Source organism: Kitasatospora sp. MBT63 (assembly GCF_000710465.2).
Taxonomy (GTDB): Bacteria; Actinomycetota; Actinomycetes; order Streptomycetales; family Streptomycetaceae; genus Kitasatospora.
Window position 1 is genome coordinate 1 of the sequence record NZ_JAIZ01000706.1, and the last position, 974, is coordinate 974.

Annotated in this window: 1 protein-coding gene and 2 pseudogenes; all 3 read left to right on the forward strand. The window is 78.6% G+C overall.

Annotation, left to right across the window (positions count from 1 at the left end):
• Positions 1-310 (forward strand): annotated as a pseudogene (locus AA75_RS36985) (hypothetical protein); the annotation flags it as partial.
• A complete protein-coding gene (locus tag AA75_RS36990; protein ID WP_033824805.1) occupies positions 307-717 on the forward strand; it encodes a roadblock/LC7 domain-containing protein in 411 nt (136 codons plus the stop codon). The pseudogene AA75_RS36985 and the gene AA75_RS36990, both read left to right, overlap by 4 nt.
• Positions 718-761: 44 nt before the next feature.
• A pseudogene (locus AA75_RS52875) lies at positions 762-974 on the forward strand (DUF742 domain-containing protein); the annotation flags it as partial.

A 974-nucleotide genomic window follows, 5' to 3' on the forward strand; every position in this document is an offset into this window, starting at 1 on the left:
GGGCCCCGCCGCCGAACCGCCCGGAGCACCCGCGGAGGCCGGGGACGCCGGGGACGCCGAACTGCCGAAGCGGGTCCGCCAGGCCGGCCTCGCGCCGCAGCTCCGCGGGACCCCCGCCCGCCCGCGGTCCCGCAGCGGCGGCCCCGCACCGCTCGACCGCGACCCGGAGCAGGCCCGGGCCGCGATGTCCGCCTACCGGCAGGGCTGGGTCCGCGGCCTGGCCCCGCACCGGGCCGCCGCCGACCCGGACACCCCCACCGGCCCCACCGCCTCGGTCCGCCCGATCGGACCGGAAGGAGAGCACCGATGATCGGCACCACCCGCCCTGTGGGCGAACTGAACTGGCTGCTGGACGAGTTGGTGGCCCGGGTGGCCGACGCCCGGTTCGCGGTGATGCTGTCCTCGGACGGCCTGGCGATGGGCACCTCGGCCGGGATCGGCCGCGAGGACGGTGAGCACCTGGCCGCCGTCGCCTCCGGCTTCCACAGCCTGGCCAAGGGTGCCGGGCGGCACTTCGAGGCGGGCGAAGTCCGGCAGACCATGGTCGAGTTGGAACACGGGTTCCTGTTCGTCGCGGCCGCCGGCGAGGGCAGCTGCCTGGCCGTCTTCGCCGGGGCGGGTGCCGATCTCGGCCTGATCGCCTACGAGATGGCCCGGCTGGTCCGCCGGGTCGGCGAGCACCTGTCCACGCCGCCGCGCAGTCCGGCCGGGGACTGAGCGGGGTGCCGTACCCGCCGCGCCGCCCGCCAGGCCCACCGCCCGTGCCGCCGCCCCCACCGCATCCGCCCGGGCCCCCACCCGTACCGCCGCCCGCGCCGCCTGATGCGCCGTCGCCCGACCGCTGGTACGACGAGGACGCGGGTCCGATGGTCCGACCGTACGCCGTGACCCGGGGCCGGACCGGCGCCGGCGGCCCGGAGTTCGACCTGATCGCGCTGGTCACCGGGCACGTACCGGCGGGGGGCGGCCCCCCC

What these genes read in the sequence shown, in the direction of transcription:
- AA75_RS36990 (WP_033824805.1), top strand. Translation starts at nt 307, where the DNA reads ATGATCGGCACCACCCGCCCTGTGGGCGAACTGAACTGGCTGCTGGAC.